Genomic DNA, 13831 nt, shown 5'->3' with positions numbered 1-13831 from the left:
AGGCCAACACCCCGGAGGAGCTCGCCGCCGCTGACGTCGACGGCAAGCCGGCCGCTGATGTGCTGCAGGAGATGTCCGCCAAGATCGGCGAGAAGCTCGAGCTGCGTCGCGCCACCACCCTCGAGGGTGACAACGTGGCCGTGTACCTGCACCAGCGTGCCTCCGACCTGCCGCCGGCAGTCGGCGTCCTGGTCGCCTACACCGGTGAAGGTGCAGAGGCCGAGGCTGCCGCCAAGGCCGCCGCCATGCAGGTTGCCGCCCTCAAGGCCGGCTACCTGACCCGCGAGGACGTTCCGGCTGAGGTCGTGGAGAAGGAGCGTTCCATCGCCGAGCAGATCACCCGCGAGGAGGGCAAGCCGGAGCAGGCTATCCCGAAGATCGTCGAGGGTCGTCTCAACGGCTTCTACAAGGACGTCGTCCTGCTCGAGCAGGCTTCCGTCGCTGATTCTAAGAAGACCGTGAAGCAGCTCATGGATGACGCCGGCGTCACCCTGACCGGCTTCCAGCGCTTCGAGGTCGGCCAGGCTTAAGCCGCTTATCGACGAACCGCCGTTGCCCCTCGGGGCGCGGCGGTTTTCGCGCTTTGCGGGCAGGGGATAGGATGGACTGCGATCAACTGCCCCCTTCTCAAGGAGCCCTCACGGTGACCAGCCCCAGCCCGAAACGGACCAGCTACAAGCGAGTCATGTTGAAGCTCGGAGGTGAGATGTTCGGCGGCGGCGAGGTCGGCATTGACCCCGATGTCGTGGAGAACGTCGCCCGCCAGATCGCCGAGGTGGCGAACACCGGTGCAGAGATCGCCGTGGTTATCGGCGGCGGCAACTTCTTCCGTGGGGCGGAGTTGCAGCAGCGTGGCATGGACCGCGCCCGCTCCGACTACATGGGCATGCTCGGCACCGTGATGAACTGCCTGGCCCTGCAGGATTTCCTGCAGCAGAAGGGCGTGGACTGCCGCGTGCAGACCGCCATCAACATGGCCCAGGTCGCCGAGCCTTACCTGCCGCTGCGTGCCGCCCGCCACCTGCAGAAGGGCCGCGTGGTCATCTTCGGCGCGGGCATGGGTATGCCGTATTTCTCCACCGATACCACCGCCGCCCAGCGCGCCCTGGAGATCGGTTGCGACGTCCTCTTCCTGGCCAAGGGTGTCGACGGAGTGTACTCCGATGACCCGCGCACCAACCCGGATGCGGAGCTCTACCACGAGATCACCCCGCGCGAGGTCATCGAGAAGGGTCTCAAGGTCGCCGACGCCACCGCCTTCTCCCTGTGCATGGACAACGACATGCCGATCCTCGTATTCAACCTGCTCACCGAAGGCAACATCGCCCGCGCAGTCGCCGGCGAGCAGATCGGCACGCTGGTCAAGTCCTAGCTGCCCCTAGCCCGCATCCTGGTAGATTGATGCAGGTAAACACACCTTCAGAAAGGCTTCACCCATGATCGACGAGATCCTCTTAGAGTCCGAGGACCGCATGTCCCACACCGTCGAGCACACCCGTGAGGATCTGACGACGATCCGCACCGGCCGTGCCAACCCGGCCATGTTCAACGGCGTCATCGCCGAGTACTACGGCGTGCCCACCCCGATCACCCAGATGGCCACCATCTCGGTGCCGGAGCCGCGCATGCTCATCATCAAGCCATATGAGATGAACGTCATGAACGACATCGAGAACGCCATCCGCAACTCCGACCTCGGCGTCAACCCCACCAACGACGGCCAGGTGCTGCGCGTGACCATCCCGCAGCTGACCGAGGAGCGTCGTAAGGACATGGTCAAGGTGGCCAAGGGCAAGGGCGAGGACGGCAAGATCGCCATCCGCAACATCCGCCGCAAGGGCATGGAGCAGCTGAAGAAGCTGCAGAAGGACGGCGACTCCGGTGAGGACGAGGTCCAGGCCGCCGAGAAGGAGCTGGACAAGGTCACCGCTTCCTACGTCTCCCAGATCGATGATCTGGTGTCCCGCAAGGAAGAGGAGCTGATGGAGGTTTAGTACCTCCTTCATGCTTATCGACGATTCGACCACAATCCAGGAGGCTCCAGGTGACTGAAGCGACGTTGGGGCATCTTCCGAAACCGAAGAACTCCGCCGGCCGTAACCTGCCGGCGGCCATCGGCGTCAGCGTCGTCCTCGGGGCCTTGGTGCTGCTCGCGGTGTGGGTCGGGCCTTTCGGCTGGTACCCGCTCGTGGCGGCCGCCGTGGCCGTGGCCACCTGGGAAGTGATCATGCGGCTGCGGGAGCACTCGTATTTCATCCCGCGGGTGCCGATGATGCTGCTGGGACAGCTCATGGTGTGGCTGTCCTGGCCCTTCGGCACGACCGGCCTGGTCGCCGCCTACGTCACCGCCGTGCTGTTCATGATGTTCGGCCGGCTTTTCTACCACGGACGTACCACCCCGCCGCAGAACTATCTGCGGGACACGGCGGTGGCCATTTTCGTGCTCACCTGGATCCCACTGTTCGCCTCCTTCGCGGCGATGCTCTCCCTCATCGCCTCCCCCGACGGAATCTGGGGCGGGGTGTACATCGTCACGTTCATGCTCTGTGTGGTGGCCTCCGATACCGGCGGCTATATCGCGGGCGTGATGTTCGGCTCCCGCCCCATGGCACCGGCGGTGAGCCCCAAGAAGTCCTGGGAAGGCTTCATCGGTTCGGTTATCGGCGGCGTGCTCACCGGCGCGCTCACCGTGTCGCTGCTGCTGGGGGAAGCGTGGTGGATCGGCGCGCTCATGGGCCTGGGACTGGTTGTCTGTGCCACGCTCGGCGATCTGGTGGAGTCCCAGTTCAAACGCGAGCTGGGTATCAAGGACATGTCCACGCTGCTGCCCGGCCACGGCGGCCTCATGGACCGCCTCGACGGGATGCTGCCGTCTGCGATGGTCACCTGGTTGGTGCTCAGCATCCTCGGCGGCTAGCCAGCTCGGGGCTCGGGGCTCGGGTTCGTGAACTCGGGAGGGCTCTCCGGGGAGACTGATCCCGAGCCCACGCGGGCGATCCCGAGGGGGCGCCACCGAGCCCCGAACCTAACCCCGCATCTTGCGCTGGCGCTTGACTTGTCGGCGCAGCTCGAGCATCCGCACCCCGCCGACGAGTGCCATGATGAGCGCGCCGGTGATGGCGGCGAAGAGGTAGGCGATACCAGCGGGGAAGGAGAAGGTCCACGTCAACACGTTGAGCTCCACCTGCTGCTGGTTCTGCAGGATAAACACCAACAGGGCGATGAGCAGCAGCGCGCCAATGATCAGGGCCGCCCACGTGCCTCCGGCCAGGGAGCTTTTGACCTTGGTCTCCACCTCGGTTTCGGTGACGGGGCCGCGGGGCGCGGGGGTCTCCTCGGCGTGGACGTCCCGGTGCTCGTCGAGGTGGTCTGGCATCGGCTCGTCGCGGACGGCGGGGGTACGGTCCGGCTCTATGTCGTACACGGGGTCAGCGTCGTATACGGGGTCGTGATCTTGAGGACGTGTCATACCATTATTCAACGCTGTGTATGCGAGTTCCGCCACGTAACGCGCCGGATACTTGGGCAACAACCCGGATACGTGGGAGGATGGGAGGCATTATGGCTGAACCCGTGACCCTCCAGTTCTCCGCCCCGAAGCGCGGCATGCCGCCGACGCACTTCGCCGACCTCACCCCCGAGGAGCGCATCGAGCGCATCACCGCCCTCGGCCTGCCGAAATTCCGCGCCGATCAGATCGCCCGCCACTACTACGGCCGCTTCGAGGCTGATCCTTCGACGATGACGGATCTGCCCGCCGATGCCCGGGAGACCATCACGAAGGAACTTTTCCCGACGCTGCTCGCTCCGGTGCGTTCGATTGAAACCGATGACGGGGACACCACCAAGTCCCTGTGGCGTCTCAACGACGGCACGCTGCTGGAGTCCGTGCTCATGCGCTACCCGGACCGTGCCACCCTCTGCATCTCCTCGCAGGCAGGTTGCGGTATGGCGTGTCCTTTCTGTGCCACTGGCCAGGGCGGCCTGGACCGTAACCTCTCGACCTCGGAGATCGTCGATCAGGTGCGTGCCGCAGCCGCCACGATGGAGGCCGAGGGTTCGCGTCTGAGCAACATCGTCTTCATGGGCATGGGCGAGCCGCTGGCGAACTACAAGCGGGTGGTCTCGGCGGTCCGGCAGATCACGCAGCCTTCCCCGCAGGGCTTCGGTATTTCGCAGCGCAATGTCACGGTGTCCACGGTGGGCCTGGCACCGGCGATCCGCAAGCTGGCGGATGAGGATATGTCCGTGCGCCTCGCGGTGTCCCTGCACACCCCGGATGATGAGCTGCGCGACACCCTCGTGCCCATCAACAACCGCTTCAGCGTGCAGGAGGTCCTCGACGCCGCCCGCTACTACGCCGACAAGTCGGGCCGCCGCGTGTCCATCGAATACGCACTGATCCGGGATATCAACGATCAGGACTGGCGCGCTGAAATGCTGGGCAAGAAGCTGCATAAGGCGCTCGGCCCCAAGGTGCACGTCAACCTCATCCCGCTGAATCCCACCCCGGGGTCGAAGTGGGACGCCTCCCCGAAGGAGCGCCAGGATGAGTTCGTCCGCCGGGTCATCGCCCAGGGTGTGCCGTGCACCGTGCGTGACACCCGCGGGCAGGAGATCGCGGCGGCCTGCGGTCAGCTGGCTGCCGAGGAGAAGTAGCGACGCTACCCTAGGGGCCATGATTGATCCCACTATTCAAGCCCTGGCGGTGCGTGACCTGACGAAGGTCTACGGTGAGCACCGGGCCGTCGATAAGCTTTCTCTGGACATCCCGCGCGGATCCCTCTACGGCATCGTCGGGCCCAACGGGGCCGGTAAGACGACGATGATCACTCTGGCGACCGGGTTGGCGCGGCCGACGGAGGGGCGGGCGTGGATCGCCGGGCATGACGTGTGGGAAAATCCGGAGCCGGCGAAGCAGGCGATGGGGCTGCTCGTCGACGGTGTGCCCGTCTTCGACCGCCTCTCCGGCCGCGAGTACCTGCAGTATCTCGGCGGGCTGCGCAGTATGCCGCAGGATGAGGTCGAGCGCCGAGCCACCGAGCTTCTCGACGCCCTCGGACTCAGCGACGCCGGCTCCAAGTTCATCGTCGACTATTCCGCTGGCATGAAGAAGAAGATCCTGCTCGCCGGTGCGCTGCTGCACGATCCGGAGATCCTCATTCTCGATGAGCCCCTTGAGGCCGTCGACCCCGTCTCCGGGCGGCTCATCCAGCAGATCCTCCGCAATTTCGCGGCGCGCGGCGGAACGGTCGTGCTCTCCAGTCACGTCATGGAACTGGTGGAGGGACTGTGTGACCACGTGGCGATCATCAACGAGGGCCGGGTACTGGCTGCCGGGCACGTCGATGAAGTACGCCAGGGTGCAAGCCTGGTCGACACCTTCGTGTCCTACGTCGGCGGCGGGCACCTCGCGGAAGGATCCTTCGGTTGGCTGCGTGGAGGTGAACAGTGACCGGACTGCTCATCCGTCTGCACCGCACCCTGTGGGCACGCTCGATGAAGGCCAATCAGGCTGCCTGGATCATGGCGATCCTGGTCATGCTCTACGCGCTCATCGGTATCGCCAGTTTCACCTTCACCGTCTGGATGCTCGACCCCGCCGAGCGTGACTGGGGCTGGGCAGGTGTGTTCGCGATCGGCACCCTCGGTTACATCGCGGTGATGGTGGTCATCCCTTCTGGTGAAGGTCAGCTGAAGGCCGCCGACTTCGCGTCGCTGCCGGTGTCTGCGCGGGAGATCCTGCCCGCCATGGCCGCCGCGGCGCTGTTGAGCACCCGCGGTGTCACCGCCGTGGTGGCCACTGTGTTGACCACCGCGCTGGCGGTGTGGATGTCAGGGCCCGTGTGGCTACTCGTGGCACCACTGACCCTGGTCGTTACCCTGCTGCTGGGTGAGGTGGTACGCACCTTCAGCGCCGGTGCGGGGCGTGTGTCCTCCGAGCGGATGAATGTGCTCAGCGGCGTGCTGGTCATCGCGATGATCTTCGGCTTCAACGTGCTCATCAACTACGGCACTGAAAACATCCCTCTCAACCGCATCGGTGGCTGGCTGGCGTGGTCACCCGTCGGCGCCGCCGGGGGAGTGGTCGCCGCGCTTGCCGACGCCGCCTTCCTCACCGCCCTCGCTCACCTTCTCATCGTCGTGCTCACCGTCGCCGCCGGGGTGTGGTGGTGGCAGACAGTGGTGGCCAGAAAGCTCATCGCCCCCCTCGATGAAGTGACCCGCGAGGACACCGGCGAGCGTACCGAAGGCGTGCTCCTCCGCGGCCTGCCAGAGACCCCTGCAGCGATGGTGTACTCCCGTGGCGTGCGCTACTTCCGCCGGGATCCCCGCATGTTGGGAGCCATCGCTGCCTTCCCCCTCGTCGCGATCATCCTGCTGGTGCAGGGCTACTCCAGTGACCTCACCCTCTACATGGGCATCGTGTTCCTGGCGTTGGCCTCTGGTGCCGTCGCCGCCAACGATTATGGCTACGACGGCCCCGCCGGCTGGACCCACCTGGTCACCCCGGTGCCCGCCCGTTCCCTCGTGCTGGGCCGGCACCTCGCACAGCTCACGCCGATGCTCATCCTGCTGCTCATCTTCGATATCGCCGCGCTCATCCTCGCCGACGACACCGCGCGCGCCATGCTGGTGGTCGGCCTGTCGCTGGGCATGTTCATCACCGTCGCCGCCCTGGCGCTGCTGCTGTCCGCATTCAATCCTTTCCCCACCGCGCAACCGGGCACGAGCCCGTGGGCCGACAAGTCCGGCTTCTCCGGTGCAGCATTCGTGGCCACCTTCGGCTCACTGCTCACCGGGTGGATCCCTGTCGTCCCCGGCGCAATTGTCGCGTTTCTCGGCTGGCCGGTACCCGGCGTTCTGCTTGCGATTGCGTTGCCTGCGCTTCTCTACTGGTTCGCATTGCGCGCAGCGGTCCGCCGCGTGGAGACCTCGCTGCCGGAGATCTACGCCAAGGTCCACCGCTGGGTGAACTAGTCTGGTGGGGTGATGGCGCTCTCACTGCAGATGGGTATTTCTGTTGTGCATATGCATGTGGGATGTAAGCAAACGTGGGGGATTCTGGGTAGCTCAGTGTGTGCCGGTGTCTCATCACATCGGTGACACCTTGTCACCGGGAAGCGCGCACGTGCGCGCTTGAGGGGCGCCGGCGGCAGCGCTCTCACTGCAGATGGGCATTTTTGCTGTGCATATGCATGGGGGATATGAGCAAACGTGGGGGCTTCTGCGCAGCGCAGAGCGCTCACTTCGGTGACACTTCAGAAATGCGCGCACGTGCGCGCTTTCGGTGCATGCTCTGTGGGGGGGGGGATGAGAATTTCGTCCCTGCAGGCGCACCCAACGCAAAAACCGCCCTCCAACAGGAGAGCGGTCGAAGAAAGTGCGCTTGCTTAGCGGGCCTCGAGCTCGCTGGTAGCGGTGGAACCGGTGCCGGTGGCGGCGGTGCGGTTCGCCTCGACGGCCGGGGTGGTGCGCAGGTGCTGCACGCGACGCGGGTCGATGTTCATGGCAATGAGCTGATCATCAGTGAGGTTCTCGTAGGAACCCGACAGGGTCTTCTGGTCGTAGGTCCAGTCCGGCTCCTTGTGGCCGACCGGCTGGTTACGGGCGGAGAGGGTGCGCACCTGGGAGAGCTTCGGCTCGAAGAGGTGGATGAGCAGACCGATGGCGACGAGCGCGGCGATGCTCAGCAGCCAGATGGTCTCAACGTGGCCCTCGTGGTTACCGAAGTTGTAACCCAGCAGGATCAGGACCGATACCCAACCCGAGACCTGGACGGTGGTGCGGGAGAGCTCGCTCCAACCATAAGCGGCGGAGGGCACGTCCAGGGTGGAGGTTCCCTTGTGAACCTCGGGCACGATCTCGTGGGAAGCAGCCACGTTGTTCTCCTTGTCATGAAGGCAGGTTTAACTTGCCCCATATCTTTGCACATAGTTGCCCCGGTTGCGACAAAACACCCCCACGAGTTTGGCAGTGACACAATAGAAGCTGTGAATAGTCCCAAACGTGTTCTCCTTTTAGGCTCCACCGGGTCGATTGGTACCCAGGCGATCGAGGTCGTGGCCGATAACCCGGATCTTTTTCAGGTGGTGGGTATCGCGGCGGGTGGCTCTGACCCGGCGCTGATCATCGCGCAGGCCCGGCAGTTGGGCCTGGCTCCGGGGCAGGTGGCAGTGGCGGACCACGGTGCGGCCGCCGAGGTAGCCGACGCCTTGGGTGGTCCGGTCATCGCGGGCGCGGATGCCGCGGAGCAGCTGGTGCGCAACACGGAGGCGGACACGGTGCTTAATGCGCTGGTCGGTTCGCTGGGGCTCGCGGCCACCCTCGCCACCATCGAGGCGGGCACCACTCTCGCGCTGGCTAATAAGGAGTCGCTGGTGGCGGGTGGTGATCTGGTGATGGCGCAGGCTGGCCCCGGGCAGATCGTGCCGGTGGATTCCGAACATTCAGCCATGGCGCAGTGCCTACATTCGGGGACGGCGGCGGAGGTGGAGCGCCTGGTGCTCACGGCCTCGGGCGGGCCATTCCGCGGGCGTACGCGCGAGCAGATGTGGGATGTCACCCCGGAGCAGGCGGCGGCGCATCCGACGTGGTCGATGGGGCAGATGAACACGCTGAATTCGGCGACGCTGGTCAACAAGGGGCTGGAGCTTATCGAGGCGACTTTGCTCTTCGACATCCCGGCAGAGCGTATCGACGTCACCGTCCACCCCCAGTCCATCATCCATTCCATGGTGACCTTCCGTGACGGTGCGACGATTGCGCAGGCCTCCCCGCCGTCGATGAAGCTGCCGATCTCCCTGGCATTGGATTGGCCGCACCGCGTGCCCCGCGCGCAGCCGGCACTGGATTTCAGCCAGGCACATGATTGGCGTTTTGAGCCGCTTGACGACGCCGCCTTCCCCGCCGTCGCCCTCGCCCGCGAGGTCGCCACGCGGCGAGGTACTTTCCCGGCGGTGTACAACGCCGCGAACGAGGAGGCGGCCGCCGCATTCCTGGCGGGGCGGATCCGCTTCCCACAGATCGTCGACACCGTGGCGGAGGTCCTGGACAAGGCGGATGAGTTCGCTGGTGTACCGTCGTCGGTCGATGACATCCTGGCCGTGGAAGTGGAAGCGCGGCGCAGGGCTAACGCGATCGTCGATAAGCATGAGGGAGTGAAGTGAGCGCATACCTGCTCGGGGTGGTCCTATTTGCGCTGGGCATCGCCGTGACCATCGCGTTGCATGAGGCGGGCCACATGTTCAGCGCGCGCGCGTTTGGGATGCGGGTGCGCCGCTACTTCATCGGCTTCGGGCCGACGGTGTGGTCCATCAGGCGCGGGCACACCACTTACGGCCTGGCGGCGTTACCCTTCGGTGGGTTCTGTGACATCGCGGGCATGACCGCGCAGGACCCGGTCACCGAGGATGAGAAACCGCACGCCATGGTGAATAAGCCGTGGTGGCAGCGGGTGATCGTGCTCTCGGGCGGGGTGGTGATGAACGTCATCGTCGGCGTGATGATCATCTACGGCCTGGCGGTGACCTCCGGCCTGCCCAACCCGAACGTGGACACCACACCCACCGTCGGGGAGGTCTCGTGTGTCTCCGACCAGACGGGCCCGGAGACCCTGGCAGACTGCTCGGGTGTCGGCCCGGCGGGGGAGGCCGGGGTGCGGCCGGGAGATCGCATCATCGCGCTTGACGGGGAGCAGATGGAGTCCTTCGTGCAGCTGCGCGACACGGTGCTGACAAAGCCGGGGGAGGAGGTCGTGCTCACCATCGAGCGCGGCGCGCAGACCCTCGATATCACGGTCCCGGTCACTCCGGTGACGCGTCTGGATGCCACCGGCGCCGAGGTCACCGCGGGTGCGGTGGGGCTGAGTAACGCGCCGATCGATAATGCGTGGGTGTCCTATGGGCCCGTCGCGGCGGTCGGGGCCACCGGTGCCTTCACGTGGGATCTCCTCGACGCCACCGTCCGCGGCCTCGCCAGCTTCCCGGCGAAGATCCCCGGCGTGGTGGCCTCCATCTTCGGCGCGGAGCGCGACATGGAGGGGCCGATGAGCGTGGTCGGTGCCTCGCGCGTCGGCGGTGAGCTGGTGGAACGCTCCCTGTGGAACATGTTCTGGATGATGTTGGCCTCGCTCAACTTCTTCCTCGCCCTGTTCAACCTCGTGCCGCTGCCGCCACTCGACGGCGGGCACATCGCCGTCGTCCTGTGGGAGAAGGTGCGCGACTTCTTCCGTCGCCTGCGGGGCCTATCTCCGGCAGGTCCGGCGAACTATGAGAAGCTCCTGCCCGTCACCTACGCGATGGCGGCGGTGCTGCTCACGGTGGGCATGCTCGTCATCGTCGCGGACGTGGTCAACCCTGTCAGACTGTTCGGCTAGAGTTGGGCGCATGAACATCGGACTTGGTATCCCGGACGCTCCGCCCCCCACTCTCGCGCCGCGTCGAAAGACCCGCCAGCTGATGGTGGGCAACGTCGGTGTCGGTTCGGATCACCCGATCACGGTGCAGTCCATGACCACCACCAAGACGCATGACATCAACGCCACGCTGCAGCAGATCGCCCAGCTCACGGCCTCGGGCTGTGACATCGTGCGCGTCGCCTGCCCGAAGACGATTGATGCGGAGGCGCTGCCGATCATCGCGAAGAAGTCCCCGATCCCGGTGATCGCGGACATCCACTTCCAGCCGAAGTACATCTTCGCCGCCATCGACGCCGGCTGCGCCGCGGTGCGCGTCAACCCGGGCAACATCAAGGAGTTCGACGGCCGGGTCAAGGAGGTCGCGAAGGCGGCCGGCGATGCGGGCATCCCGATCCGTATCGGCGTCAACGGCGGTTCCCTCGACGCCCGCCTCATGGAGAAGTACGGCAAGGCCACCCCGGAGGCACTGGTGGAGTCCGCGCTGTGGGAGGCCGGGCTGTTCGAGGAGCACGGCTACGGCGACATCAAGATCTCCGTCAAGCACTCCGACCCGGTCATCATGGTCGAGGCCTACCGTCAGCTCGCCGAGCAGTGTGACTACCCGCTGCACCTCGGTGTGACTGAGGCGGGCCCCGCCTTCCAAGGCACGATCAAGTCTTCGGTGGCTTTCGGAGCGCTGCTCTCGGAGGGCATCGGCGACACCATCCGTGTCTCCCTCTCGGCGGATCCGGTGGAGGAGATCAAGGTCGGTGACCAGATCCTGCAGTCGATGAACCTGCGCCCCCGCAAGCTGGAGATCGTCTCCTGCCCGTCCTGTGGCCGCGCCCAGGTTGATGTGTACAAGCTGGCCGAGGAAGTCACCGCCGGGCTGGAAGGCATGGAGTTCCCGCTGCGAGTCGCCGTCATGGGATGTGTGGTCAACGGCCCGGGTGAGGCGCGTGACGCGGACCTCGGTGTGGCTTCCGGCAACGGCAAGGGGCAGATCTTCGTCAAGGGCGAGGTCATCAAAACGGTGCCCGAGTCCAAGATCGTGGAGACGCTCATCGAGGAGGCCATGCGTATCGCCGAGGAGCAGGGCCTGGAAGAGGTTGAGGGCGCGCGCGCCGAGGTGAAGGTTACCCGCTAGGCAGTCTGTTAACCTGCGCGTATGACAGGGAAAGTTCGCGGGGTTGTGCTCGTGGCGGCGCTGGCCGTCGGGTTAGTGTCGTGCACGCCGAAACCGCTGGACGCCACGCCCGTCGCCGAGGATTTCCTCACGGCTCTCGCGGAGCGTGACGCCGCGACCATCGCCGAGCTTATCGACGCCCCCGCCACCGCCCAGCACGTCATCGACGCCACCTGGGCGGGCCTGCAGGCCGAAGCCCTGACACCGACGCTGGAGGATGTGGAGGTGCGCGAGAACATCGCCACCGCCCACTATCGCCTGGACTGGCAGCTGCCGCGTGAGCGCAATCTCTCTTACGACACGACTCTCACGTTGACCAAGACGGCCGATGACTGGACCGTGCGCTGGCAGCCCACCGTCCTGCATCCGCGCCTGGGTGCCAACCAGCACCTGGAGCTGCGGCCCGTGCCGGCGGCGAAGGCCAGTGTCGTTTCCTCTGATGGGGTGGAGATTCTGCAGCCGGGCACGAAGTATCGCGTGCTCGTCGACCTGGGAAAGATCAGTGATGTCCGTCCGGTGGCGGCCCGTATCGCCGCCACGATCGAGGGGATTGACGCTGCCGAGCTCGCGGAAGAGCTGTCCCGGGCGTCGGGGGTCTACTCGGTGACCATGATCGACCAGCAGGAAGGCCCGCGCGCCAGGGAAGAACTGGGGGACATCGAGGGGATCATCCTCAACGACGAGGCCGCCATGGTCAACCGCGATCCATCTTTCGCCCCGGACATCATGGCGCGCGTATCCTCGATCGTCGCCGATGAGCTTGACGGTGCCAACGGCTGGAAGGTCACTGCCGTCAACGAGCACCGCGCGCCGATCGATGATGTGGAGTATCACGCGGCGCAGCCGGCGCCGTCGATACGCATCGGCCTGGACCATGATATCCAGCAGGCCGCGCAGGAGGCGGTCAACATGCGCGCCGACATGGAGGCCATGCTGGTCGCCATTCGTCCTTCGACGGGGCAGGTGCTGGCCGTCGCGCAGACCGGGGCCGCCGATAAGAAGGGCGACCTGGCCCTGTCGGGCCTGTACCCGCCGGGCTCGGTGTTCAAGATCATCACGGCCACCGCCGGTCTGGAACGCCAGGGGTTGAGCACCGGGTCGATCGTGCCGTGCCCGGGCTCGATGAATATCTACGGGCGCATCGTCAACAACTACAACCAGTTCTCGCTTGGTAACGTGCCACTGGAACGCGCCTTCGCGTCCTCCTGCAACACCACCTTCGCGGACATGTCGACGCAGTTGGCACCGGGGGAGCTGGCGGACGTCGGCAAGCAATTCGGCCTGGGGATCGACTACTCCATCCCCGGCCTGCACACCGTCACCGGCTCCATCCCCGAGGGCGAGACCCCGCTGGACCGCACCGAGGCCGGTTACGGCCAGGGACTCGACCTGGCCAGCCCCTTCGGCCTGGCACTCGTCGCCGCCACCGCCGCGAACGGTTCCACCCCCGTCCCCGTGCTTATCGACGGCCACACCACCGAAGTCTCCGAGGACGTCCCGGCTCCGTCACCGGAGGCGATCGCCCAGTTGCAGCAGATGATGCGCTCGGTGGTCACCACCGGCACCGCCCGCGGCATGCAGGCTGGTGGCGCCATCCACGGCAAGACCGGTGAGGCCGAGATCAACCAGGGCTCGCATGCCTGGTTCGCCGGCTACCGCGACGATGACATCGCCTTTGCCACCCTCGTGGTCCTCGGCGGCGGCTCGGAAACGGCCGTGGCCATCACCGACCGCATGTTCACCACCCTCGACCAGCGCCGCGCCGAACGCGCGATACCATGACAGGCATGACTTCACGCTCCCCCCTCGTCCCCGGCCGCATGTCCCCGATCCGTACCGTCCCCGATGCCATCGAGCGGCCCGAGTACGTATGGAAGGACGAGGTCCAGGAGAACATCGGCGAGGCCTTCATCCAGCCGCCTGAGGTCATCGAGGCCATGCGCGAGGCCTCCAAGATCGCCGCCAACGCGCTGAAGGAGGCCGGCGCTGCCGTCGCCCCAGGTGTCACCACCGATGAGCTCGACCGCATCGCCCATGAGTACATGTGCGACCACGGTGCCTACCCCTCGACGCTCGGTTACCGCGGTTTCCCCAAGTCCACCTGCACCTCGATGAACGAGATCATCTGCCACGGCATTCCCGACAGCACCGTCATCGAGGACGGCGACATCGTCAACATCGACGTCACCGCCTACAAGAACGGCGTCCACGGCGACACCAACGCCACCTTCCTCGCCGGCAACGTC

14 protein-coding genes are annotated in these 13831 nt (G+C 65.8%); 12 read left to right on the top strand and 2 right to left on the bottom strand.

Annotated features, from left to right (window positions below):
* The 4 genes from tsf to Q4G50_RS13190 form a co-directional block, all read left to right on the top strand.
* The coding region (tsf, locus tag Q4G50_RS13205; protein ID WP_303378117.1) for a translation elongation factor Ts at positions 1-530 on the top strand (530 nt) is incomplete at its 5' end.
* A 71-nt stretch (positions 531-601) separates the two neighbouring features.
* Positions 602-1372 (top strand): UMP kinase, encoded by a 771-nt coding sequence (gene pyrH, locus Q4G50_RS13200; RefSeq protein WP_303378116.1) that lies wholly within the window; start codon positions 602-604, stop codon positions 1370-1372.
* A 64-nt stretch (positions 1373-1436) separates the two neighbouring features.
* Positions 1437-1994, top strand: a complete 558-nt coding sequence (gene frr, locus Q4G50_RS13195) for a ribosome recycling factor (protein WP_303378115.1) — start codon at positions 1437-1439, stop codon at positions 1992-1994.
* Positions 1995-2044: 50 nt separating this feature from the next.
* A complete protein-coding gene (locus tag Q4G50_RS13190) occupies positions 2045-2917 on the top strand; it encodes a phosphatidate cytidylyltransferase (RefSeq protein WP_303378114.1) in 873 nt (290 codons plus the stop codon).
* A 108-nt stretch (positions 2918-3025) separates the two neighbouring features.
* On the opposite strand, the gene Q4G50_RS13185 is transcribed toward Q4G50_RS13190, so the two are convergent.
* On the bottom strand, positions 3026-3469 hold the full coding sequence (locus Q4G50_RS13185) for a lipopolysaccharide assembly LapA domain-containing protein (RefSeq protein WP_303378113.1): 444 nt from the start codon (positions 3467-3469) through the stop codon (positions 3026-3028).
* A gap of 92 nt (positions 3470-3561) precedes the next feature.
* Between Q4G50_RS13185 and rlmN the strand changes: the two genes are divergently transcribed.
* From rlmN to Q4G50_RS13170, 3 genes are read left to right on the top strand one after another with little or no spacing between them, the layout of a single operon-like run.
* Entirely contained in the window at positions 3562-4659 is a 1098-nt protein-coding gene (gene rlmN, locus Q4G50_RS13180; protein WP_303378112.1) for a 23S rRNA (adenine(2503)-C(2))-methyltransferase RlmN, read from the top strand.
* Positions 4660-4678: 19 nt separating this feature from the next.
* A complete protein-coding gene (locus Q4G50_RS13175) occupies positions 4679-5455 on the top strand; it encodes an ABC transporter ATP-binding protein (RefSeq protein ID WP_303378111.1) in 777 nt (258 codons plus the stop codon).
* Positions 5452-6981 (top strand): hypothetical protein, encoded by a 1530-nt coding sequence (locus Q4G50_RS13170; protein WP_303378110.1) that lies wholly within the window; start codon positions 5452-5454, stop codon positions 6979-6981. The genes Q4G50_RS13175 and Q4G50_RS13170 overlap by 4 nt, the downstream gene beginning before the upstream one ends.
* 413 nt (positions 6982-7394) lie before the next feature.
* Here the strand turns inward: Q4G50_RS13170 and Q4G50_RS13165 are convergent, their stop codons facing one another.
* The gene (locus tag Q4G50_RS13165; protein ID WP_303378109.1) at positions 7395-7883 is read right to left on the bottom strand and encodes a DUF2631 domain-containing protein; all 489 of its coding nucleotides are present in this window, start codon (positions 7881-7883) and stop codon (positions 7395-7397) included.
* A 111-nt stretch (positions 7884-7994) separates the two neighbouring features.
* Here Q4G50_RS13165 and dxr point away from each other — a divergent pair, with 111 nt between their 5' ends.
* From dxr to Q4G50_RS13140, 5 genes are all read left to right on the top strand, one after another.
* The gene (gene dxr / locus Q4G50_RS13160; RefSeq protein ID WP_303378108.1) at positions 7995-9170 is read left to right on the top strand and encodes a 1-deoxy-D-xylulose-5-phosphate reductoisomerase; all 1176 of its coding nucleotides are present in this window, start codon (positions 7995-7997) and stop codon (positions 9168-9170) included.
* On the top strand, positions 9167-10378 hold the full coding sequence (locus tag Q4G50_RS13155) for an RIP metalloprotease (protein WP_303378107.1): 1212 nt from the start codon (positions 9167-9169) through the stop codon (positions 10376-10378). The genes dxr and Q4G50_RS13155 overlap by 4 nt, the downstream gene beginning before the upstream one ends.
* Before the next feature lie 10 nt (positions 10379-10388).
* Complete coding sequence (gene ispG, locus Q4G50_RS13150; RefSeq protein WP_303378106.1) at positions 10389-11546, top strand: flavodoxin-dependent (E)-4-hydroxy-3-methylbut-2-enyl-diphosphate synthase; 1158 nt, start codon at positions 10389-10391, stop codon at positions 11544-11546.
* 21 nt (positions 11547-11567) lie between these two features.
* Positions 11568-13367 (top strand): penicillin-binding transpeptidase domain-containing protein, encoded by a 1800-nt coding sequence (locus Q4G50_RS13145; protein ID WP_303378105.1) that lies wholly within the window; start codon positions 11568-11570, stop codon positions 13365-13367.
* A gap of 5 nt (positions 13368-13372) precedes the next feature.
* The coding region (locus Q4G50_RS13140; protein WP_303378104.1) for a M24 family metallopeptidase at positions 13373-13831 on the top strand (459 nt) is incomplete at its 3' end.

This window comes from Corynebacterium sp., from assembly GCF_030538285.1.
Taxonomy (GTDB): domain Bacteria; phylum Actinomycetota; class Actinomycetes; order Mycobacteriales; family Mycobacteriaceae; genus Corynebacterium.
Note: the sequence above shows the minus strand (reverse complement) of the source record. Positions and strands in the feature narration are given on the sequence as shown.

What these genes read in the sequence shown, in the direction of transcription:
- pyrH (WP_303378116.1), top strand. Translation starts at nt 602, where the DNA reads ATGGACTGCGATCAACTGCCCCCTTCTCAAGGAGCCCTCACGGTGACC.
- frr (WP_303378115.1), top strand. Translation starts at nt 1,437, where the DNA reads ATGATCGACGAGATCCTCTTAGAGTCCGAGGACCGCATGTCCCACACC.
- Q4G50_RS13185 (WP_303378113.1), bottom strand. Translation starts at nt 3,469, where the DNA reads ATGACACGTCCTCAAGATCACGACCCCGTATACGACGCTGACCCCGTG.
- rlmN (WP_303378112.1), top strand. Translation starts at nt 3,562, where the DNA reads ATGGCTGAACCCGTGACCCTCCAGTTCTCCGCCCCGAAGCGCGGCATG.
- Q4G50_RS13175 (WP_303378111.1), top strand. Translation starts at nt 4,679, where the DNA reads ATGATTGATCCCACTATTCAAGCCCTGGCGGTGCGTGACCTGACGAAG.
- ispG (WP_303378106.1), top strand. Translation starts at nt 10,389, where the DNA reads ATGAACATCGGACTTGGTATCCCGGACGCTCCGCCCCCCACTCTCGCG.
- Q4G50_RS13145 (WP_303378105.1), top strand. Translation starts at nt 11,568, where the DNA reads ATGACAGGGAAAGTTCGCGGGGTTGTGCTCGTGGCGGCGCTGGCCGTC.